The sequence below is a fragment of the Buttiauxella massiliensis genome (assembly GCF_902500225.1).
GTDB classification, from domain to species: domain Bacteria; phylum Pseudomonadota; class Gammaproteobacteria; order Enterobacterales; family Enterobacteriaceae; genus Buttiauxella; species Buttiauxella massiliensis.
The window spans coordinates 112,181-128,891 of sequence record NZ_LR722648.1 but is presented as its reverse complement, the minus strand read 5'-3'; the positions used below and the strand labels follow the sequence as shown (position 1 = coordinate 128,891).

Below are 16,711 nucleotides of genomic sequence, written 5' to 3'. Positions count from 1 at the left end.
ATATTACTTGCGCCCATATTTAAGATAGCTGGATATCTGGTAATTAACAGTATGGGCGCTATTTACTCTATCAATACAATTGTTCCAAATCCATATTATCAGTAAGAGTCATCACCTCTTGTCGGTGTTCCAGCAAAATATTAACCAGTTCGCTATCAAGCGAGTTATTTTCGGCTTCCTGATGAAGGATTTCGCTCACTCTCTTCGCAGGCATTGCAGTGCGATAAGGGCGGTTTTCAGTCAGTGCCACAAACACATCGGCAACCGAAATTATCCGACACTCTTGCCCAATCTCATCACCAGCCAGACTAAATGGATAACCATAGCCATTAGGTTTCTCATGATGAAGTGCTGCCCAGCGCGCGATATCAGTGATAGCGTCGATGGATGAAAGTAGCTCAAAGGTATGATAACTATGACTTTTTAATATCGCGATATCTGCATCATCAAGTTTGCCTTCTTTGTGCAGTAAACTCATCGGAATAGCCAGTTTCCCGATATCATGCAGATAGCCTGCCAATTCAATTTTCTTACACTCAACTTCAGAATAGTGGCATTTCTCAGCAAGAAATCTGGCGACAATTCCTACGTGTAATGAGTGGCGGCAAGTGAAGTTACAGTGCATATCAATAATGGTATTAAGTAGTAGCCCAAAATCCATTAACTCATCGAGGCTGATTGTTTTATCAGCTATGGGTGAGTACATTCTCAAGAGATGTAATGGCAATGGTCTGGTTAATGCCAGCCAAAAATAAGTTTTATTTGCCAGGCGAAGAAACGCTTCTAATACGAGTGGATGAAAACGTGTTTCTACTTCATCTTTTATCAATTCAACGCAGCGTTCAGCTGGCGACTCATGCCCACTATTTCTTAATTTAAGATATTGAATATCGATGCGGTCAGCCAGGTAGATGATATGACTGGCGAAGGGAATACGCTCATCATCCTGGTATTCACCCTGCCCATAACCCCATTTCCTATGGTGATGGAGGATGATTGATGCTTTATCCGCCAATAACGGCACCATCTTAAAAATGGAAGCACCATAGGTTGCATGTGCGTGACTATAAGGTTCTTGATCGTCGATGGCGATTAAATAATCTTTTTTTACCAGACCACCAATATCATGCAGCAATGCAGAAATAAAAACATCTTCGCGGTATTTAGGCACTAGCTTGAGCTCAGCCGCCAACTCATTCGCGATGAACGCCGTCCGTTTATGATGACCATTCAATTCAGGCGCACTGGTTTCGATCGCTAATGCAATCGTTGATAAAACCTGAAAGAGATTTATTTCCACATTTATTCCTGTTGCACACAAAAAGAAATACTTATCGATATATAAAATAAATATCTCTTCCATTAACGATGTTTTATTTTATATAGACAAGTTTCATTAAGTAATGATGTGTTTACCTAAAGCATTTTATTGTTAATTGTCTTCACATTTTTTTGACAAAATATTTGGTATTCGTCATGAAAAATATAAATTAGTCGCGGCTTTAGATTGTTGCGTGGTGATTTAAACCAATAACGAAATGAAAAGCAATGCGTAAGTTGCTGATGATATATAAGCGTGAGGGATAATTTTGATACGTTAGTGATTTGCAAAATTTATTCATATAGAACTAATTAGTGCGGGGAGCAGCGAATCACTGCTCCCTGCAAGCATCAGGATTTAGGGAAAATCCAGACATGTTCCTCAGGTAATGCCAGATGGCAATGCTGGGGATCGCGAAGGCTGGTGCCATAGGCGCGAATGACAAAATCATCGCCCGAGGTACGGAACAAATATTCCCAGCGATCGCCAAGATACATGCTGGTCAGCAACGGGAGTTCAAGTTGGTTTTCGCCAGGGCCGTCAACCAGCATTACGCGTTCCACGCGGATAACCGCCGTCGCTTCCTGACCACTTTGCACACCTTCCCCAGCTTGTCCCCACAACGTCCAGCCTTTGCCTTCGATACGCGCTTTTCCGTTACGCACCTCGGTGACTTTGCCGTGCAGACGGTTGTTACTACCCATAAATTCTGCGGTAAAGAGGGTCTTTGGTGAGCCGTACATTTCCTGTGGAGTGCCTTGCTGTTCGATTTTGCCGTTATTGAGCAACAAAATTCGGTCAGATATCGCCATCGCCTCATTCTGATCGTGCGTGACCATTAGGGCTGACAATCCCAGTTTGATAATCAACTCGCGCAGGAATACACGGGCTTCTTCACGCAATTTGGCATCAAGGTTTGATAGTGGCTCATCAAGCAGAATCACCGGCGGGTTGTAAACCAGCGCTCGGCCAATCGCTACACGCTGTTGCTGACCACCAGAGAGTTGATGTGGATGGCGTTTACCCAGATGCCCAAGGCCAAGTTGGTTCAGCACGTCTTGTACGCGCTGAGTGATTTCAGCGGCAGCGACTTTGCGCAGCTTCAGCGGGTAGGCCACGTTTTCGAATACGGTTTTGTGCGGCCACAGTGCGTAAGACTGGAATACCAGCCCAAGGTTGCGCTCTTCGGCAGGGATCTCGCTACGCGGTGTGCCGTCGTAAACTTTGTTTTTCCCGATGGTAATCGTGCCCTGGGTGGGTTTTTCCAGCCCGGCGACGGCGCGTAATAATGTGGTTTTGCCGCTGCCTGATGGCCCGAGCAAAGAGACGACTTCGCCACGTTTCAGATTCATGGAAACACCCTTTAATACCGGGTTGTCACCGTAGGTTAAGTGCAGGTTCTCGACCGTTAATTCAATCATGCAGTTTGACTCCAAAACGAAGGGCAATCCCCAGACCTACCACCACCAGCAGGATGTTAATAAATGAGAGAGCGGCAACAATATCAATGGCTCCGGCGGCCCACAGGGAAACCAGCATTGAGCCGATGGTTTCTGTACCTGGTGCAAGTAGGTACACGCCGGTTGAATATTCGCGCTCAAAAATCAGGAACATCAGCAACCATGATCCAATCAGGCCGTAGCGCGATAACGGAATAGTGACGTGGCGAGTGATTTGCCCGCGAGTCGCACCGGTGCTGCGCGCAGCTTCTTCCAGTTCAGGCCCGACTTGCAGCAACGTTGAGGAAATCAGCCGCAGACCGTACGCCATCCATACGACGGTATAAGCCAGCCAGACGCTGAAAATAGTACTGCGCAACGAACGCAGCCATACCACCAGGTTATCGCGCAACCACTGCGACCACGGCATTCCGGAAAGCCAGCCAGATTTGAGTGCATTGTCGAGCCACATCGGCAGGAACAGGAATACCCACAGGAATGCCAGACCCGCCAGTAGCCCTGGAACCGCGCGTGGCACCAGCACGCTGTAGTCGAGGAAACGCGTGATGTTGTCCGGTTTGCGGTGCATAGCGATACCGATAAACAAATAACAGGCAACAGCCAGTGCGCCACCAATAACACCAATCGCCATCGAGTTAACAATGGCGCGCAGCAGGTTCGGCTGCTCCCAGATAGTGCGGAAAGTTTGAAGCGACAGTTCATCCCAGATGGATACGCCTACGCCCCAGTTAGAAATAAACGCGCGCAGCATCACGCCAATTAGCGGTACACCGATAGTCACTGTTAGCCAGAATGCCACTACCGCACCGGCTACCCAGCGCCATTTCCCCAGCGGTAATGCGCGTGCCTGTGATGCTTTGCCTTTCACCGTTACAAAGCGGTTGGCGGTACGCATCAGGCGACGTTGCAACATCACCAGCGGAATGGTGATACAAATCAGCACCACGGCAACCGCGGCCATCAGGTGATAGGAAGGTGTGCCGAGTTTATTGGTCAACTGATACAGATAAGTGGCCAACACCATGTTGCCTTCCGGATCGCCCAGCACCAGCATCAGGCCGAACACTTCCAGCCCAAGGAAGAACAGCAAGACGGTGGCGTACAGAATAGAAGGGCGCACCATCGGCAGACTGACGGCACTCATTACCTGTAACGGCGAGGCACCGGCTATACGTGCAGCCTCTTCGACATCAGACCCCACGCTGCGCAGCGCTGAAGAAATATAGAGATATGCGTGCGGAACATGCGTTAGCCCGGCGATTACCACAATGCTCGACATGTCGTAGATATTCCACGGCACGAAACCAAGAATGGATTGGGCCCACAGCGAGAAGAAACCTACCGGCCCGGCAGCGACCACATAGCCAAACCCCAGAACCATCGGCGAAACAAAAATAGGCACCAGGATCAGCGGTTCAATCAAACGTCTGCCTGGCAAATCGGTGCGCACCATCAGGAATGCCAGAATTCCACCCAGTGGGATGGCAATAACCACAAGGCCGATAGCCAGAATAAATCCGCTTTTCAGTGCCCTGTAGAAATCAGGGTCGGTAAAGATGAAGCCAAAAGATTCAAGGCTCCACTCTTTTGAGGGCGAAAAGAACGGTGCAGAGAGGAAACTTTGTATCACGATGAACGACAGTGGTATGTAGATAACCAGCGCTGTTATTAACACCACAATGCCGCGTGGCAAGCTCTGCCATTTTCTTAGCAATGCACTCATACGACTTCCTTTTTTCAACGACTGATTTACCCAAGTCATTCGCGCTACAGGCATGCGGCAATCGAGAAAATCCCGATGAGCTTACTCGAGTAAGTGATTCGGGTGAGCGAGTGCAGCCTGTAGCGTGAATCACGTAGGGGAAATTTATTTAGCCGCGGCAGCACGCCACTGTTTGATGTAATCCAGACGTTTTTTCTGCTGCAGATATTCCAGTAGTGTTTCATCCACAGGGATTGGCTTGAGTGCATTGCCTAACATTTTCGTCATGCCGTCGATATCATTTTTGCCTTCGATATCGTTGCGGATGGATGGGATGTCGGCCTGATTGGCCAGGATGCTTTGCCCTTTTTCAGACAGCACGTAGTCCAACCACAGTTTCGCGGCATTGCTGTTTTGCGCTTGCTGACTGATAAACGACACGCGCGACAGCACCAGGGTGTAATCCTTCGGATAGGAAATCCCCAGAGACGGATCGGTTTTGGCGCGAGCTTCTGCGTAGGAACCCAGAATGTTAAAGCCGATCAGGTTTTCACCTGATGAGACCCTCTCCATCATGGTGCCGGTGGACGACTGCACAGACAGGCCGCCTTTAGCGATATCAGCCAGAGTTTTGAAATAATTCGGGTCAGCTCTGAAATCCTGTACAGAAAGCATGAAGCCGAGACCGGATTTCTCAATGTCGTAAGTGGTGACTTTTTTGCTGAATTTATCAGGCTGGCTGGCGATAAGTTTTGCCAGCGCGGTGTGGGAATCTGGCACTTCATTCGCCGGAATCAAACGTTTGTTATAGATAAACACGACCGGCTCGTAAGTTGTGCCGTAGGCTTTGTCTTTCCACACAGCCCATTTTGGCAACTGACCTTGCTCAGGGGATTTATATTCCTGCGCGTAGTCGACAGCCAGTTTCAGCGCGGTGTCCATTGAGGAACTCCAGACCACATCGCCGCTGGTGCCACCCGCCGCTTGTTCGCTGATATAACGGTTATACAGTTCGGTACTGTTCATATCGTTATATTCAACTTTAATACCTGGGTATGTAGTCTCAAACCCCTGAATTAGCGGGCCAGCGGCTTTGGTATCGGTGGTTGAATAGATGACCACTTTGCCTTCTTTAGTCGCAGCATCGACGACTTTTTGGTAGTCAGCCGGGTAGCCTTGAGGAAGTGCAGACATTGCGGAGCAAGACATCAGTACAGCGGTAGTGATTACAGAGAGATGTATTTTATTTAACATTATTATTAACCTTTAGCTGTATTTGAGTAACTAATGGTCAACATAGCGCATGGGGTTTGACAGACAATGGGGGGAGTTTTTTAACTTTCCGAATTGTGATTCGGGGCTTTTTTTAGGCAATTAACACCATTAAAACCGCGAAAACGTGCAGCTATATCGGATGACGCTACGCTGATTCGCGCTACAAAAATATGCATTTACCCACCGTTGAAGGTGGGAGAAAACGCAGGTGTTATCCCCCAATTTTGCGATACAGACGTCGCGGATGGCCGATATTTCCGTATTGCATCTCGACGCCGATAATACCCATCTCCACGCAATACTCCAGATAACGGCGCCCGGTGGTTTTGCTTATCCCGACTTCCTCTACCACCTGTTCTACCGACCAACTGATATCAGGTCTGCTGGTAAAAATGCGTTGAACTTTCTCCAGCGTATTTGGCTCAATTCCTTTCGTGGATGGGGCTGAGGCCGCATTGATCGCGGGTAGGTTATACAATCGGTCCAGCGCATTCTGATCAACTGTCTTTACATGACGCAACGTTTTGACCAGTTGCATAAAGCGCTCCAGCGAACTGCGCAAGCGGTGAAATGAGACGGGCTTAATGATGTAGTCAAACGCGCCACTGCGCATCGCCTGGCTGCAAGTTTGCATATCGCTGGCAGCAGTAATGAAAATCACCGAACAGTCGAAGCTCTTAAGTTGCGGGCTGTCGATTAAATCCACCCCCTGGCCATCCGGCAAAAAGTTGTCGAGCAATATCAGTCGTGGCTGATGTAACTCAAGCAGGGAGCGCGCCTGCTCGAGTGTCGCGGCAATTCCCACGACGCGCAGATGAAAATTTTGCTCGATAAAATCGCGATGCAAACCGGCAAGATGGGGTTCATCTTCCACGATGACGACATCAAATGAGTTGCTGTTATTCATGGTATTACCCTGCTCAAACACTTACCGGAAAGGGGATAAAAACAGAAAATATTGTACCTTGCGGCGTATTGTCTGTGATTTCGATACTGCCGTGTGCCTGATGGACGTAACTGGCAACCAGATATAGACCGATGCCATGTTCTGAGCCTGCCATCTCATGAATGCTTGACGGTTTAGTGGTGACGCCTTGCTCAAAAAGGTGGGGTTTTAGTTCGTCATCCACACCGCAACCCTGGTCGGCTACTTCAATCACCAGTTCCTGATTCCTGTCTGAAATATAGAGTTCCACAGGCGCTGAATGTGTTGAGGCTTTCAACGTAGCGTCCACAGCGTTATCGAGTAAATTGCCGATCACCGACATGAGTTCGGTTTCACCAACTGTCGCGGGAATTCGGGTTAACTGGCAGGCCGGGTCAAATGTAAGCTCAATACCTTTTTCGCGCGCACTGACGTATTTCCCCAATAACAGGCCACAAAGGGCAGGGGAGGTGAAACGTGCTGAGACAAAATCCAGCACATTCTGTGCCCCCTCGGATTGCGCCTGGATATAGCGCATCGCATCGTCATAACGCTGCATCTGCAACAAACCGGCGAGTGTTGCAGTCCAGTTCAATTGTTCGTGGCGCATGATGCGCAGGTTATCTGCGTAGCGCTTCACCTGGCTTAATTGGCTGCTGAGAGTGTTCATATCGTTTTTGTCGCGGAAGCTAAAAACCCAGCCGCTTTCCGCCCCTGGTTCGAGTTCAATCGGTACACGGTTTACAATTACCTGCCGTTGATTCAGCACGGTTATTTGATCGTGATGGCTGTTATTTTCTGTCACGCCATGTTGATTAAAAAATGTGGGTGGTGTTTGTAATATTTCATCCAATGGTTTGCCGAGTAGTTCATTTTCGGGCTGGCGAATATCCAGCAACTCGCGCGCGGCACGGTTAATTAATATCAGCTGCTTCTGCGCGTTAACGGCAAATACACCTTCATACATCGCTTCGAGCAACGCTTTTTGTTGGAGCACTAGCAGAGCAATATCCTTTGGCTCCAGCCAGAACATTTGTTTTTTGACATTGCGGGTGAATACCCATGAAAAAATAAACAGCAGAATCAATAACAGCAGGCCATATAAACCCGCTTGCCAGAGCCGGTTGGCATTAATATTGGCGATATATGAAGTGAGATAACCAACAGAGACAATACCAATCACTTGGTTTTTAGCGTTAAAGATTGGCGCTTTGCTACGTAATGAAACACCGATGCCACCTTTACGCATAGAAATAATCGTTTTGCCCTGCAAAACTTCGGCGTTATCTCCACCAATCATTGGCAGGTTAATGCGTTCCGGGGATTCAGAGTGGTAAAGATGCTGTTCGCGGACATCGCCTATCACAATGTAACTGGCGTCACTTTGTTTACGTAATGGCTGGATTAAACGGGCAATTGCCGTCATGTCACGGGTTGCTACCATTTCCGCCAGCCCCGGTATCAGTGCGATTTCACTGGCCTGAACACGTGCACGTTGACCCAGATCGTGTTGTATTTGCCGGTCCATAAAGTGGAACAACATCACGCCCAGCAAAGCCAATAGCAGGCACGAAAAGATCACCAGAGATAAAAAGAGTTTTACCTGAAAAGGTAATCTACGCTTCATATAACCTGCCGTAGGGAAAATAACGAAAACTGACTTGGGAAGCGTATCATGCAAAAAACACGGTTGTACTCTGGCAAGAGGTGAGTTGTGAAGTCGCCAGAGAAATAATCATTAATTCTCACATATAAATCAGGGTTAATAGCCATATGAACTCCCGTCTTTTATTTTTTATTAATCAGACAGGATCAACCTTATAAAAACCTTAGTTTGCGATATTAATTGCGAGAGGCTATTCAGGGGATTTTACAATTGCTGGTAGTCAGAAACTCATAGCCAGGCCGATACCATAACCCGTGGTGTTATTACCGAACATGTAGCGAGCCACCACGCGAGTTCGGGTAATAAAAACATCATACTTACTGCTATCAAGTTCAAAACCCAGCCCCACAGATGAGAGACTATTAAAGCCGAGTTGGCCGCGTTGATCGCCAAGATATTCAGTATGTGCCCCTTCGAGCACATAGCGAACCGGGCTTTTAAGCAACTTCCAGTCAAATAACGGTGCCCGGCGACGCAGATAAAGCCCGAGGTTTTCCGTGCTGGCGTGCCCTTTGACGGCACTTGAGGTATTACCGAAGGTTTGCAGGCTCATTCCGGAATAGCGCAATTCAATATCGATGTCCTGGGGCCTGGAAAATAGCTCGTAGTCGAGCATCACAGAGCCTCCCAGGCCATAAGCATTGAGTCGCCCACCATCAAGAAAATCAAAATCACTATCTCTACGCTGTTCCAGCACGTAAGTGCCAACTCGCAAATCACTCACCATGGTGCCCAACATGACATTGGCAATAGGGCGCAGCACCAGATTTCCCCCTCGTTTATCGGTATACAGATGAAAATCCCAGCCAATACCACCGCTTGCGGTAACGCTGTTCCATTTTGTTGGGATCTTGCGGCTTTCTTCACCGTTGGTCAGGATAAATTGCGGGTCATAACGGCTGTAGCTCATCGTTCCTTCAAGATAGAGGGGAAAGGATTCACTGAGTGTTGCGCCACCACCAAATTGGGTGATGGAAAGTTCATGGCTCTCATTGTTACCGCTGCCAATATTAAGATCGCTGGCGGTAATGTCGGGCACAACGGTGTAGCTCATTAGAGTGAGAACCGCATCTGCGCGCTGCTTAAGACGATTGCCGTCTAATGCAAAACAAACCGGGCTGAACAGCAGTGCTGCCAGCAGGATGTGAGCGCCAGGTAACGGGACAGTCATAAGTGACTTGTGGCCTCCAATGGTCTTGACGACGTAACAGGCAGACGTAAGCAAACATAAAAGTCCTGCTAACAGACCCAGCTTTAAAGTTTAGAACTGATAGCTGTAATTGACACTGGTAAACCAGAGATAAGGGTGGTCATAACTCCCCTGGAGGATCTCGGGTGACTGGACTTTTGAAGACTGCATATGCAGGTATTCGACAGCAAAACCAATATTACTCGCTGGCGTAATCTGGTATTGCGCACCAGTACCAAAGCGCCATTCATCACCGGTTGGTATGGTCATTGCCACATCGCTTTGATCGTTGTACGGCGTGCTATCAAATGCGACCCCGGCATTCAGACGCCATTGTTCCGTCGGTCGATACTGCACACCAAGCGCGGTATGCCAGGTATCTTTCATACGGCTGCTTTTATCCACCTGCTGGCCGACCACAGTAATTTGCGGTGCACCAAACTCACTCCAGTCCTGCCAACCGAAGTCACCCATCACTGACCACTGTTTATTAATGTCATGCACCAGGCCCAACATTATCTGCTGTGGCGCATTTACCTGGGCGGTAATCGGCAGGTCATATTGCACGTTTGGTAAGTTCGGCAAGCGAGCCTTGCCGTCTATATTAAAATCGTATTCGGTTTGACTGTTCCAGGTGACGCCTGCCCGAGTCTGGTCGGTCAACTGCATCAACAGGCCAAGACGGTAACTCATCGCCCAGTCATGATCTTTTTGTTTGTCATCAACGCCATCGACATCACGGGTTAATGACAGGAAACCGTAGTTAATATTGGCAGAAGCCCCGATAGAGACGCGATCGCTGAGCTTATAAGCCAGAGAAGGGCTAAGAGTCATCGCCATCAATGTGCTTTTCTTGACAAGGCGCTCGCCTGCCCAATTGCCGAAATCGATCCCTAGCCCGTAGTTACCATAAAGCCCGATCCCCGCGTAGAGGTCGTCATTAATTTTTTGGCTGTAAAAACTACTGGCATTTGGCATCACATTCATCACGTTGCCAGGGCTGCGCTGTGCTGAATTATCTAACTGATAGTCTATGTCGCCACCTAATGCTTGCAGGCCACCGGTGAACATATGATCCGGCAGGCGAGTCATCCCCGCCGGGTTGGTCACAATCGTTGACGCATCCTGCGCACGAGCGGCCTGACCGGCTCCGGCTAGCGCCGTATCTTCCGTACCGATTTCATAAAAGTAGAGTGCACTTGCGTGTGAAAATGTTGAAAAGAACAACCCAGAGAATATTACGGCGATTTTTTTCATGTGCCTGCAGCCTTACTTTTGCTGATAGCTTGCGCATACGGGAGGGTAAGTATTGCCGTTGTTAGAATTGGCAAGGTACTTGGGAATGCCTTTTGCTTCATTATTATCTCCGTCTTAATGATTAATGTTTATCCGCCGCATGAGAATGTAATAGCGTCAGTACTTCGAGCCTGCGGATTGATAAACAACGCTAATCAAATACCATCAGAGATGATGTATTTTATTGTAACCACTTACATGGTGTGCCATTACTGGAGCGTATGTATTGTGAACAATATTTGTTATAGCCAATTCTATTTTGACACTACAATTTGTAGCAGGTGGATTGCGCTTTCGCCAATATCTGGAAGGAATACTGAGGTCTGGCCCTGGTGATTTTTGAGGTATTTAGAATGCAGGGAAATATGAACAGAAAATATTCGTCTCAATCGCGAGAAACTTAATCAGGTTCGGCTTTTACCATCTTTTCAATAAAATGTAGGCTTTCAGAAAAGCGGGACGAATCCCGCGCTTTACACTTATTGTTTCTGATATCGCGGAGCAGGAATTCCTGTTCGGGAAGCATCGAAAATCGCCAGTCGCGCTGATTCGTAGGCTTCCCACAATGCCAGATCGTGCAGTGGTGGCACCGTCACCTCCTCACCTTGATCCAATCCCGCCAGTGCGGCATCAACCATATTTTCAGCGGTCATAATGGAATCCGGGGCTAAATGATCCATTGATACACCTGATACCTCCCAGATTTCCGTTGCGGTGACCGCAGGCAATACCGCCTGAATGCGCACATTACTGCCCGCAATCTCTTGCTGCAAACCACGTGTGAAATTCAGCACATAGCCTTTGGTGCCGCTATACACGGCGCTCCCCGCGATGGCGTGGAGTGAGACGACCGAAGCGATGTTGATAATGGTGCCGCTATTTTGCGCCTGGAAACGGCCGAGGACGGCGAGGCTTAGACGAGTCAGCGCGGTGATATTGAGCATTATGTCCGTCTGGTGTAACTCAGCGCTGCCCGCGGTGAAAGGAGCAAGGTGCGCGGTTCCGGCATTATTGACCAGCACACTGATTCGCTCATTACTGCGCAGCGCCTCTTCTACCACCTGAATACCGCTTTCTGCAGCCAGATCGGCCGGTAGTATCTGGACGGAGATGCCATGCAGGGCTTCAAGCTTACTCGCCAGCTCACGTAAACGCTCTTCACGGCGTGCAACTAATAACAGGTCGAAACCGCGAGCGGCAAAGCGCTTTGCATATATCGCGCCAATACCTGAAGATGCGCCCGTGATGACTGCAACAGAAGGGGAAGTGGTCATGGTAAAGCCTCGTCGTGGAAGTTGATTTGTGGTTTCATAATGAAACCAAATTAAAGTTAGGCTTGTTGGTTTTATAATGCAACCATATTGCCTGCATTTTTTTATTTCTGCATTGAGATGAACGCTTACTGGTTGGTTAACGGATTGATAATAAAAGGGAATCTGCGAATAGTGGATGTCGTTGCACTAGTCGCCGCAGATATCTCGTTTTTAAACTAACTCAGGGTGCTGTGCTATCACCTCATCAGGCGCAAGCGTGCGGCCATCCTGCGCTTGTAGTTGGAGTTTACGCAGCGGCTGATGGTGCTCGTCATCAACAAGTACGCTGCATTTTTCATGGCTATCAAACAAGTAATCACCTCCCCATTGGGCGAGGGCAACCAGCACTGTTTGCAATGCTCGTCCTTTTTCGGTCAACACATACTCATTCCAGGCGCTGCCGTCGGTGGCAGGACGCACGGTCAAAATACCTTGTTCCACCAGTTGCTTGAGTCGCTGAGTAAGCATGTTTTTGGCGATGCCGAGGTTTTTCTGGAACTCACCAAAACGTGTCAGGCCGTTTAAAGCATCGCGCACGATAAGCAATGACCACCAGTCACCGATGATATCCAGTGAACGGGCAACCGGGCAGACGCTACCTTCCATACTTTTGCGTTTCATTAATCCTCCACAGGCTTAGGGCCGTTATTAGTTTTATTATAAAACCTCCTGCCGGGATTGAGTAGTTTTCATTCATTGCTCGGTTTTGCGAGCGGCCCTGAAGGCGGTGTCAGTTTTTTCTGCCAAACTGAATGCGGCACTTTTGTGCAATAACATCTTGAGGATGAAGAGATGAATAAAAAAACGATCGCGGCATTACTGGCAATGGCTTACTTCGCTCCTGCGTTGGCTCAAGCCGAAACAGCACCACAGGGTTACCAGCTTCAACAGGTTTTACTAATGAGTCGTCATAATCTGCGCGCGCCTCTTGCCAATAATGGCAGCGTACTGGAACAGTCGACTGCGCAATCATGGCCCGAGTGGGACGTGCCAGGCGGCCAACTCACCACCAAAGGTGGCGTGTTGGAAGTGTATATGGGCCATTATTTACGTGAATGGTTTGCGGAGCAGGGGTTGGTGACAAGCGGTGAATGCCCAACGCCACAAAGCATTTATGCCTACGCGAACAGTTTGCAACGCACCGTTGCCACCGCGCAGTTCTTTATCACTGGAGCGTTCCCTGGTTGTGATGTGCCTGTCCATCACCAGGAGAAAATGGGCACGATGGACCCAACGTTTAATCCGGTGATCACCAATGGTTCACCAGAGTTTCAACAAGCAGCTGTGAAGGCGATGGAAACCCAGCGCGAGCAGTACAAACTGGGTGACAGCTATCAGCTGCTTGAGCAGATAGTTGCTTTTAAAGACTCGCCGAGCTGTAAAGAAAAGCAGCAATGCGATCTCACGGCTGAAAAAGATAAATTCACTGCTAATGCCACAGAGGAGCCGGGAGTCAGTGGCCCACTAAAAGTGGGGAACTCGCTGGTAGATGCGTTCACATTGCAATATTACGAAGGGTTCCCACTGGATCAAGTTGCCTGGGGGCAAATCAAAACGGATCAGCAGTGGAAAGTATTATCGCAGTTGAAAAATGGCTATCAGGACACGTTATTCACCTCGCCGCAGGTTGCTCAGAATGTGGCAGCTCCGCTGATTAAATATATTCAGAAAGCGCTGGCGGGAAGTAATAACAAAGGGCCAAAAATCACTTTGCTGGTGGGGCATGACTCCAATATTGCATCGCTTTTGACGGCATTGGATTTCAAACCTTATCAGTTGCCTGAACAGTATGAACGCACGCCAATTGGCGGGAAAATTATGTTCCAGCGCTGGCATGATGCGAATAACAATCGTGAATTGATGAAGGTGGAATACGTTTATCAAAGCGCGGAACAACTACGTAAAGCCGATGTGCTAAGTCTACAACAGCCACCGCAGCGGGTTACGCTCCAGCTTAATGGTTGTCCAACTGATGCGAATGGTTTTTGTCCGTGGGATAAATTTACGCAAGTATTGGCGCAGAGCGTGAAGTAGGGAAGTTGTAGGGAAGTTACTGTCTCCCCCGCGTGATGCGGGGGAGGTCGGTGCAGACTAAACGTTTCTGCGTTCTATCGTCTGTTCGCCCCAAAATAGCGAATCTTTATCTGTTTTCTCAAATGCCAACGCCAGTACCTCGTCGTTGCCATCTTCCCAAATTTTCTCCGCCATTTTTTCGTCGTATTTAGCCACTTCAAAAATAGCCTCAGCGATTTCAGGAGAGGTGTTACGTAAACTCGCCCATTCACCTACGTGATGAACTTTTGATTGTTGATTCTGCATGTACTCCTCCAGAATTATTTAACCATTTAGTTTAACGGCAAGGCCCGCTACGTGTTCACCTTGATAGCGAGCAATGGAAAGCTCTTCCTGGCTTGGCTGACGCGAACCATCAGCTCCGGCAATGGTTGTTGCACCATACGGCGTCCCGCCACGAACCTGAGAGACATCAAACAATTCTTGCGCAGCATAGCCGATGGGAACAATGACCATCCCGTGGTGAGCAAGAGTTGTCCAGGTTGATGAGATAGTGTGTTCCTGTCCGCCGCCGGTGCCTGTCGAACTAAACACGCTGGCAAGCTTGCCGTGCAAAGCGCCCGATGCCCATAAGCCGCCAGTTTGGTCGAGGAATGTGCGCATCTGGCCTGCCATATTGCCAAAGCGAGTGGGAGTGCCAAAAATAATAGCGTCATAATCGGCAAGCTCTTGCGGTGTGGCTTGCGGGGTATTTTGCGTCTTACCCCCGGCTTTTAAGAAAGCTTCACCTGACATGGTTTCCGGGACTCGCTTCACCGTCACTTCCACGCCATCTACTTTCTGTGCACCCTCTGCCACAGCGTGTGCCATGGTTTCGATGTGTCCGTACATTGAGTAATAAAGCACCAGAACTTTAGCCATTTCGCTTCACTCCTACTGTGACGCAGCGATTTGCTGCACTCCTCTAAAGATATGTGCTGTGGCTCAGAGTGCAACTTAGAGCGCCGTTTCCTTGATTCTGCACAAGAGGGGGGCCTATTTCCGTAAAATTACGTCACATTTTCATTAGGTGACTATTTCATTAAAAATAAGAAAGTCTTATGGATTAAGCGGCAAAAAAATCACCCGTTTTGGCGATTACATGTTGCAAGATATTACGGTTAACTGGTCAATTGCCCTGACTGCACTAAGCTTAGTTCCACGTAGCGGTACTTAAGCTGCGCGGTGAAAGAATCTTCTTTGACTGAATGCAATATGATGACTTAACTATTTCACCAATCCGGAGGTTAGAAATGGCAAACCATCGTGGTGGTTCAGGTAATTTCGCTGAAGACCGTGAAAGAGCATCAGAAGCAGGTCGTAAAGGTGGCCAGCATAGTGGCGGGAATTTCAAGAATGACCCGCAGCGCGCCTCAGAAGCAGGCCAAAAAGGGGGCAAAAATAGTCACGGCAAAGGCAGTAGTAAGTAGTCACTCGCCAGACTAACCCCAACCGCCGGTTTTCACCGGCGGTTTTATTTTGCCTCTCCCATTGCATGGCTCAGCACCTCATCGCAAACTATCCGGCTTGCTTATCTCGTCCAGGTTATGTCATGTCTGCCTTACTTCGTCGTTATCAACTATCCGTCAAACCTCAAGAAGCGATTCTGATCCTCATCACCATGTTCTGGGGCGGAACGTTCCTCGCCGTGCAATATGCGATGACCATGAGCGGGCCATTCTTTTTTGTTGGTTTACGTTTTGCGACGGCTGCGTTAGCCGTTGGGTTGCTGTCGATAAAATCGCTGCGTGGCCTGACCTGGCTTGAAGTGAAGGCTGGCGTGTTTATCGGGGTTTCTATTGCCATCGGTTACAGCATGCAAACATGGGGTTTGCAAACCATTCCCAGCAGTAAATCGGCGTTTATCACGGCGATGTATGTCCCGCTGGTGCCAGTGCTGCAATGGATTTGTCTCGGCAAAATGCCGGGTGTGATGTCCTGGGGGGGTGTGGTGCTGGCATTTATTGGCTTGGTCTTCCTTGCCGGGCCGGAAAATACCTCACTCACGCTCGGTGCGGGCGAAATTATCACGCTGATAAGCGCTCTTGCGATTGCCGCAGAAATTATCCTCATCAGCGCCTGGGCGGGCAAAGTGGATATTAAGCGTGTCACCATTGTTCAGCTTGCTACTGCCTCGATTGTGGCGTTTGCCACCATGATCCCCGCCGGGGAAAGAGTGCCATCGTTTACCCCGGGTTTGCTGGTGATTGCATTAGGGCTAGGTATTTTCAGCGCCATTATTCAGGTGACGATGAACTGGGCACAACGCAGCGTTTCACCAACCCGTGCCACGGTGATTTACACCGGTGAGCCAGTATGGGCGGGAATTTTTGGGCGTATAGCAGGGGAGCGCTTACCCGTTTTAGCTCTGCTTGGCGGCGCGTTAATTGTATTGGGTGTTCTGGTAAGTGAGCTGAAGCTTAAACGTAAGAAGAAAGAAACATCATTATCAGCTTTGTAAGATAGCGCCATCCACCCACTCCAGCAATTGTGCCGGATGACGCTTCGCTTA

Annotated in this window: 15 protein-coding genes; 3 read left to right on the top strand and 12 right to left on the bottom strand. The window is 48.8% G+C overall.

Annotation, left to right across the window (positions count from 1 at the left end; translation table 11 throughout):
• Nucleotides 1–70: 70 nt before the first annotated feature.
• The 10 genes from GC128_RS00630 to GC128_RS00585 all read right to left on the bottom strand — a co-directional run bounded on the left by GC128_RS00630 (nucleotide 71) and on the right by GC128_RS00585 (nucleotide 12,768).
• The gene (locus tag GC128_RS00630) at nucleotides 71–1,363 is read right to left on the bottom strand and encodes an HD-GYP domain-containing protein (protein ID WP_151992675.1); all 1,293 of its coding nucleotides are present in this window, start codon (nucleotides 1,361–1,363) and stop codon (nucleotides 71–73) included.
• Between the two features lie 308 nt (nucleotides 1,364–1,671).
• On the bottom strand, nucleotides 1,672–2,742 hold the full coding sequence (locus tag GC128_RS00625; protein ID WP_151992674.1) for an ABC transporter ATP-binding protein: 1,071 nt from the start codon (nucleotides 2,740–2,742) through the stop codon (nucleotides 1,672–1,674).
• Nucleotides 2,735–4,504, bottom strand: a complete 1,770-nt coding sequence (locus GC128_RS00620) for an ABC transporter permease (protein WP_151992673.1) — start codon at nucleotides 4,502–4,504, stop codon at nucleotides 2,735–2,737. The genes GC128_RS00625 and GC128_RS00620 overlap by 8 nt, the downstream gene beginning before the upstream one ends.
• Before the next feature lie 144 nt (nucleotides 4,505–4,648).
• Nucleotides 4,649–5,737, bottom strand: coding sequence for an ABC transporter substrate-binding protein (locus tag GC128_RS00615; protein WP_151992672.1), 1,089 nt, complete (start codon nucleotides 5,735–5,737; stop codon nucleotides 4,649–4,651).
• A 232-nt stretch (nucleotides 5,738–5,969) separates the two neighbouring features.
• Nucleotides 5,970–6,665, bottom strand: coding sequence for a response regulator (locus GC128_RS00610; protein ID WP_151992671.1), 696 nt, complete (start codon nucleotides 6,663–6,665; stop codon nucleotides 5,970–5,972).
• 13 nt (nucleotides 6,666–6,678) lie between these two features.
• Nucleotides 6,679–8,310 carry an ATP-binding protein gene (locus tag GC128_RS00605; protein ID WP_151992670.1) on the bottom strand — a complete coding sequence of 544 codons (1,632 nt, stop codon included), beginning with the start codon at nucleotides 8,308–8,310 and terminating at the stop codon, nucleotides 6,679–6,681.
• Between the two features lie 259 nt (nucleotides 8,311–8,569).
• Nucleotides 8,570–9,520, bottom strand: a complete 951-nt coding sequence (locus tag GC128_RS00600; RefSeq protein ID WP_151992669.1) for a hypothetical protein — start codon at nucleotides 9,518–9,520, stop codon at nucleotides 8,570–8,572.
• Between the two features lie 90 nt (nucleotides 9,521–9,610).
• The gene (locus GC128_RS00595) at nucleotides 9,611–10,795 is read right to left on the bottom strand and encodes an OmpP1/FadL family transporter (RefSeq protein WP_151992668.1); all 1,185 of its coding nucleotides are present in this window, start codon (nucleotides 10,793–10,795) and stop codon (nucleotides 9,611–9,613) included.
• Nucleotides 10,796–11,313: 518 nt separating this feature from the next.
• Nucleotides 11,314–12,108 (bottom strand): SDR family NAD(P)-dependent oxidoreductase, encoded by a 795-nt coding sequence (locus GC128_RS00590; protein WP_151992667.1) that lies wholly within the window; start codon nucleotides 12,106–12,108, stop codon nucleotides 11,314–11,316.
• A gap of 210 nt (nucleotides 12,109–12,318) precedes the next feature.
• A complete protein-coding gene (locus tag GC128_RS00585) occupies nucleotides 12,319–12,768 on the bottom strand; it encodes a winged helix-turn-helix transcriptional regulator (RefSeq protein WP_151992666.1) in 450 nt (149 codons plus the stop codon).
• Between the two features lie 171 nt (nucleotides 12,769–12,939).
• Between GC128_RS00585 and agp the strand changes: the two genes are divergently transcribed.
• A complete protein-coding gene (agp, locus tag GC128_RS00580) occupies nucleotides 12,940–14,181 on the top strand; it encodes a bifunctional glucose-1-phosphatase/inositol phosphatase (protein WP_151992665.1) in 1,242 nt (413 codons plus the stop codon).
• Nucleotides 14,182–14,238: 57 nt separating this feature from the next.
• Here agp and GC128_RS00575 read toward each other — a convergent pair whose 3' ends face one another.
• Both GC128_RS00575 and wrbA read right to left on the bottom strand, forming a co-directional pair.
• Entirely contained in the window at nucleotides 14,239–14,466 is a 228-nt protein-coding gene (locus GC128_RS00575) for a YccJ family protein (protein WP_064517714.1), read from the bottom strand.
• A gap of 18 nt (nucleotides 14,467–14,484) precedes the next feature.
• Complete coding sequence (gene wrbA / locus GC128_RS00570) at nucleotides 14,485–15,081, bottom strand: NAD(P)H:quinone oxidoreductase (RefSeq protein WP_151992664.1); 597 nt, start codon at nucleotides 15,079–15,081, stop codon at nucleotides 14,485–14,487.
• Between the two features lie 371 nt (nucleotides 15,082–15,452).
• Between wrbA and GC128_RS00565 the strand changes: the two genes are divergently transcribed.
• Complete coding sequence (locus GC128_RS00565; protein WP_034456279.1) at nucleotides 15,453–15,629, top strand: con-10 family general stress protein; 177 nt, start codon at nucleotides 15,453–15,455, stop codon at nucleotides 15,627–15,629.
• Between the two features lie 122 nt (nucleotides 15,630–15,751).
• Entirely contained in the window at nucleotides 15,752–16,660 is a 909-nt protein-coding gene (locus GC128_RS00560) for a DMT family transporter (RefSeq protein WP_151992663.1), read from the top strand.
• Nucleotides 16,661–16,711: the final 51 nt, after the last annotated feature.

What these genes read in the sequence shown, in the direction of transcription:
- GC128_RS00560 (WP_151992663.1), top strand. Translation starts at nt 15,752, where the DNA reads ATGTCTGCCTTACTTCGTCGTTATCAACTATCCGTCAAACCTCAAGAA.
- GC128_RS00630 (WP_151992675.1), bottom strand. Translation starts at nt 1,363, where the DNA reads ATGGAAGAGATATTTATTTTATATATCGATAAGTATTTCTTTTTGTGT.
- GC128_RS00620 (WP_151992673.1), bottom strand. Translation starts at nt 4,504, where the DNA reads ATGAGTGCATTGCTAAGAAAATGGCAGAGCTTGCCACGCGGCATTGTG.
- wrbA (WP_151992664.1), bottom strand. Translation starts at nt 15,081, where the DNA reads ATGGCTAAAGTTCTGGTGCTTTATTACTCAATGTACGGACACATCGAA.
- GC128_RS00595 (WP_151992668.1), bottom strand. Translation starts at nt 10,795, where the DNA reads ATGAAAAAAATCGCCGTAATATTCTCTGGGTTGTTCTTTTCAACATTT.
- GC128_RS00565 (WP_034456279.1), top strand. Translation starts at nt 15,453, where the DNA reads ATGGCAAACCATCGTGGTGGTTCAGGTAATTTCGCTGAAGACCGTGAA.
- GC128_RS00585 (WP_151992666.1), bottom strand. Translation starts at nt 12,768, where the DNA reads ATGAAACGCAAAAGTATGGAAGGTAGCGTCTGCCCGGTTGCCCGTTCA.
- GC128_RS00575 (WP_064517714.1), bottom strand. Translation starts at nt 14,466, where the DNA reads ATGCAGAATCAACAATCAAAAGTTCATCACGTAGGTGAATGGGCGAGT.
- GC128_RS00615 (WP_151992672.1), bottom strand. Translation starts at nt 5,737, where the DNA reads ATGTTAAATAAAATACATCTCTCTGTAATCACTACCGCTGTACTGATG.
- GC128_RS00600 (WP_151992669.1), bottom strand. Translation starts at nt 9,520, where the DNA reads ATGACTGTCCCGTTACCTGGCGCTCACATCCTGCTGGCAGCACTGCTG.
- GC128_RS00610 (WP_151992671.1), bottom strand. Translation starts at nt 6,665, where the DNA reads ATGAATAACAGCAACTCATTTGATGTCGTCATCGTGGAAGATGAACCC.
- GC128_RS00605 (WP_151992670.1), bottom strand. Translation starts at nt 8,310, where the DNA reads ATGAAGCGTAGATTACCTTTTCAGGTAAAACTCTTTTTATCTCTGGTG.
- agp (WP_151992665.1), top strand. Translation starts at nt 12,940, where the DNA reads ATGAATAAAAAAACGATCGCGGCATTACTGGCAATGGCTTACTTCGCT.
- GC128_RS00625 (WP_151992674.1), bottom strand. Translation starts at nt 2,742, where the DNA reads ATGATTGAATTAACGGTCGAGAACCTGCACTTAACCTACGGTGACAAC.
- GC128_RS00590 (WP_151992667.1), bottom strand. Translation starts at nt 12,108, where the DNA reads ATGACCACTTCCCCTTCTGTTGCAGTCATCACGGGCGCATCTTCAGGT.